Here is a 4,236-nt window from a genome sequence, read left to right on the forward strand (position 1 = left end):
GAGCGCAAAGGGCTGGCCCGGGTGATCAAGAAGGCCGCCATCGTCATCACCCCCGAAGAAAGCGACCGCGGGCCCAAGCCCCGCCGGGCGGAAAAACCGAAAAAAGCAGCCGGGGCCGCGGAAGAAGCCGCCGATGTCGCCGCCAAGAAAAAAGGCAAGCGTTTTGTCAAGTTCAGCCCCGAACCCGAGCGGGAGCCGGCCAAGAAAGGGGGCCTGGGCAAGCGCAAGCGCAAGGCCGAAGTGGCTGTGGAGGATTTTGATGAACTGGGCCTGGTTCCGGCCGGAGTCCGTTTGGGCCGGGGCGGCCGCGGCGGAGGCGGGGGGCGCCGCAAGCAACAGCAGGTCAAGCCCCAGTTCGCCGCCGAAACCAAGGCGATCAAGAAGCGGATTACCGTCCATGAAACCATTTCCGTGGGCGATCTCGCCCACCGGATGGGAACCAAGGCCAACGAAGTCATCGCCAAGCTGATGGGCCTGGGAGTCATGGCCACGGTCAACCAGGCCATGGATCTCGAAACCGCCGCCCTGGTGGCGGCCGAATTCGGCTACGAGGTGGAGTTGGGCAAAACCGAGGAGCAGAGCATCCTGACCCTGGACGAGAAGGAAGGCGGCGGCGATCTCAAGCCCCGGCCGCCGGTGGTTACCGTGATGGGCCATGTCGACCACGGCAAGACCTCGATCCTGGACGCCATCCGCAAAACCGACGTGGCCGCCGGCGAGGCCGGCGGGATCACCCAGCATATCGGGGCCCATTATGTCCGGGCGCCCCAGGGCGAGGTGGTCTTTCTCGATACTCCCGGCCATGAGGCCTTTACCGAAATGCGCTCCCGCGGCGCCCAGGTCACCGACATCGTGGTGCTGGTGGTGGCCGCCGACGACGGGGTCATGGACCAGACCCGGGAGGCGATCAACCACGCCCGGGCCGCCGGGGTGCCGATCCTGGTCTGCGTCAACAAGATCGACAAAGCCAACGCCGATATCATGCGGGTCAAACGCGAGCTGGCCGATCTCGGCCTGATGTCGGAAGAGTGGGGCGGAGACACGATTTACTGCGAGACTTCGGCCAAGCAGGGAACCGGGATTGCCGAACTGCTGGACAGCATTCTCCTCCAGGCCGAGGTCCTCGAACTGAAAGCCGACCCGGCCCGCCGGGGCAAGGGCCATGTCGTGGAGGCCCAGTTGCATAAAGGGCGTGGACCGGTGGCCACGGTCCTGGTCCAGCAGGGCACCCTGCGGGTGGGAGACGCCTTTGTCGCCGGCCAGTATGCCGGCAAGGTCCGCTCCCTGCTAAACGACAAGGGTGAGCACATCACCGAAGCCGGCCCCTCGATGCCCGTGGAAATCCAGGGCCTCAGCGGAGTTCCCCAGGCCGGGGACGAGTTCATCGTCGTTCCCGACGAAAAGATGGCCAAGAGCGTCAGCGCCGAGCGCCAGTTGAAAAGCCGCGAGGCCGAATTGGCTTCGGACACCAAGATTTCCCTGGAGAACCTCTTTGCCAAGATGCAGGAAGGCGAGGTCAAGGAACTGCGAGTGGCCCTGCGGGCCGACGTGCAGGGGACCCTGGAAGCATTTGCCTCCTCTTTGGAGCAGCTTTCCACCGAAAACGTCAAGGTCAAGATCCTCAACGCCGGTACCGGCACCGTCACCGAATCGGATGTTCTGCTGGCGGCCGCTTCCGACGCCCTGATCATCGGCTTCAACGTCCGGCCCAGCGCCCGGATCCAGGATCTGGCCAAGCGGGAAAAGGTGGACATGCGCTTCTACGATGTCATCTACCATGCCCTCGAGGATATCAAGAAGGCCATGGAAGGGCTGCTGGAACCGGAATTTGTCGAGGAGGTCATCGGATCCGCCGAGGTCCGCCAGACTTTCCATGTTTCCAAGATCGGTACCATCGCCGGCTGCTACGTGACCAGCGGCAAGGCCGAGCGCAACGCCAAGGTCCGCCTGCTCCGCGACGGGGTGGTGGTCTACACCGGCCAACTCAGCTCGCTCAAGCGGTTCAAGGATGATGCCAAGGAGGTCCAGAGCGGTTACGAGTGCGGGATCTCTCTCCATAACTTCAATGACATCAAGGAAGGGGACGTCCTGGAATTCTTTGTCATGAAGGAAATCAAACCGGTTCTGTAAGATGAGCGCGGCCCGTCGAAAAACCAGCCCCAATCCTCCTCTGCCGGGGGTGCTCGAAAGGGGACGCAAGCGGCGCCCCGACCGGGTGGCGGACGAAATCCGCCAGGAGGTGGCGTCCTTGCTGCTGCGCAAGATCAAGGATCCGCGGGTGGAGCAGGTTACCATCCTGCGGGCCACAGTGAGCCCCGATCTCAGCCAGGCCCGGATTTACTACAGTGTCCTGGACAATGAGGCCGCCGCCGAGGCCGCCAAGGGGCTGGCCAGCGCCAAAGGTTTTATCCGCAGCAGCCTGGCCCGGAACCTGGTCCTGCGGGTGGTCCCCAACCTGGTTTTTGAATTTGACCGCTCCCTGGCCGAACAGCAGAAACTGGAAAGAATTTTACAGGAAATCCGGACCGACGAACAGGAAGAGTGACGATGACGCCTTCTCCCCCGGGCGAAATAGCGGCAACGCTCAAGCGGTCCGGACGGGTCCTCTTGCTGACCCATGTCCACCCCGACTGCGACGCCCTCGGTTCCCAGTTGGGGTTGGGGCAGATCCTGACGGGCATGGGCAAGGAAGTCCACCTTTATGGCGAGGCCGAGGTCTCCCATCTCTACGATTTTCTCCCCGGGTCCGAGACCGTAACCGTCGGCTTGCCCGACCTGCCCAGCTTTGATTGCGCCGTCGCCCTGGATTGCGGCGACGCCTATCGGCTGGGGCGGGAAATGGAGAGCCTGCTGACCGTCAAGCCCTTCCTGGTCATCGATCATCATGCCGGCCACCAGTTTTTCGGCGATCTTCACTGGGTGGATCCGGCCCGGTCCTCCACCGGGGAAATGGTTTACGATCTGGCCGGCGCCCTGGGGGCGGAGGTATCCCCCGAGGCGGCCTACTGCCTTTATGCCGCCATGGTGGCCGATACCGGTTCCTTCAAGTATTCCTCGACTTCCGCCGATACCTTCCGGGTGGCCCGCGAGCTGGTCTTGCGGGGGGTCAAACCGGCCGAAGTGGCGGGCAAGCTCTTCGACAATTACAGCCTGGCCCGCTTGCGTCTTTTCCAGCGGGTACTCGAAACCCTGCAGTTGCATGAAAACGGCCGGATCGCCCTGATCACCGCGCCCCGGCGCCTTTTCGCCGAAACCGGGGCGGCCCCGGAGGATACCGAGGGATTCATCAACTATCCCCGCTCGCTGCAGAGCGTCAAGGCGGCGGTGTTCCTCAAGGAGGCCGAAAGCGGGATGGTTTCGGTGAGCATGCGCTCCAAGGGGCGGGACTGTGATATTTCCCAGGTGGCGACGGAGTTTGGCGGCGGCGGTCACCGCAATGCCGCCGGCTTCAAGCGCTTCGACACCACCATCGAAGGGCTGGCCGCCGAGTTGCTGCCCGTGCTGGCGGACCTGGTGAGGCGGTGCTGACCCAGGAGTCCCTGCCCCCGCTGGTGATTCTGCTTGATAAGCCGGTGGGCCCCTCTTCTTTCCGGCTGGTGCAGATGGTACGCCGGATCCTGGGGGTGAAAAAGGTCGGCCATGCCGGCACCCTGGACCCTTTCGCCTCCGGCCTGCTGATCATTTGCGTCGGCCGGGGCGCCACCCGCCTGGTTGACCGCTTGATGGCGGGAGACAAGGAATATGAGGCCACCCTGCAACTGGGGGCGGCCACCGATACCCATGACTCCCAGGGCAAGGTGCTGACCAGGGCGCCGGTGACCCCGGATCATTTCGCCCGCCTGGAGGAAGTTCTGGCCCCCTACCGGGGCGAGATCTGGCAGAGTCCTCCCGCCTTTTCGGCCGCCAAGCACCAGGGCAAGCCGCTTTACGCCTACGCGCGCCGGGGCGAGATCATCGCCAAGCCCCCCCGCCGGGTGCAGATCCATGAGCTGCGGCCCCTGGCCCTCGACCGGGAGCAACAGCGCCTGGTGCTGCGGATCCGCTGCAGCAAGGGCACTTATATTCGTAGCCTGGCCCATGATATCGGCCGTGATTTGGGTTGCGGGGCCCACCTGGTGGCCTTGCGGCGCTTGGCCAGCGGCAGTTTCCGGGTGGAAGAGGCCATGGACGGGGCCGCCCTCTGCGACCGCGAGCTGGTCGCCGCCCAGCTTGCGGCCCGGGCGCTTTTCCCTTTCA

Annotated in this window: 4 protein-coding genes; all 4 read left to right on the forward strand. The window is 64.3% G+C overall.

The genetic code is table 11. The annotated features are described in order from the left end of the window. The coding region (gene infB, locus ACHHTY_RS11795; RefSeq protein ID WP_395494361.1) for a translation initiation factor IF-2 at window positions 1–2,130 on the forward strand (2,130 nt) is incomplete at its 5' end. Window position 2,131: 1 nt separating this feature from the next. Beyond that, window positions 2,132–2,545, forward strand: coding sequence for a 30S ribosome-binding factor RbfA (rbfA, locus tag ACHHTY_RS11800; RefSeq protein ID WP_395494362.1), 414 nt, complete (start codon window positions 2,132–2,134; stop codon window positions 2,543–2,545). Window positions 2,546–2,547: 2 nt separating this feature from the next. After that, a complete protein-coding gene (locus ACHHTY_RS11805) occupies window positions 2,548–3,528 on the forward strand; it encodes a DHH family phosphoesterase (protein ID WP_395494363.1) in 981 nt (326 codons plus the stop codon). Beyond that, window positions 3,522–4,236: tRNA pseudouridine(55) synthase TruB (gene truB / locus ACHHTY_RS11810; RefSeq protein ID WP_395494364.1), on the forward strand; the 715-nt coding region annotated here is incomplete at its 3' end. The genes ACHHTY_RS11805 and truB, both read left to right, overlap by 7 nt.

This window comes from Desulfurivibrio nitratireducens, from assembly GCF_044068515.1.
In the GTDB taxonomy this organism is placed as follows: domain Bacteria; phylum Desulfobacterota; class Desulfobulbia; order Desulfobulbales; family Desulfurivibrionaceae; genus Desulfurivibrio.

Coding starts and splice junctions, on each gene's coding strand:
- rbfA (WP_395494362.1), top strand. CDS start 2,132: ATGAGCGCGGCCCGTCGAAAAACCAGCCCCAATCCTCCTCTGCCGGGG.
- ACHHTY_RS11805 (WP_395494363.1), top strand. CDS start 2,548: ATGACGCCTTCTCCCCCGGGCGAAATAGCGGCAACGCTCAAGCGGTCC.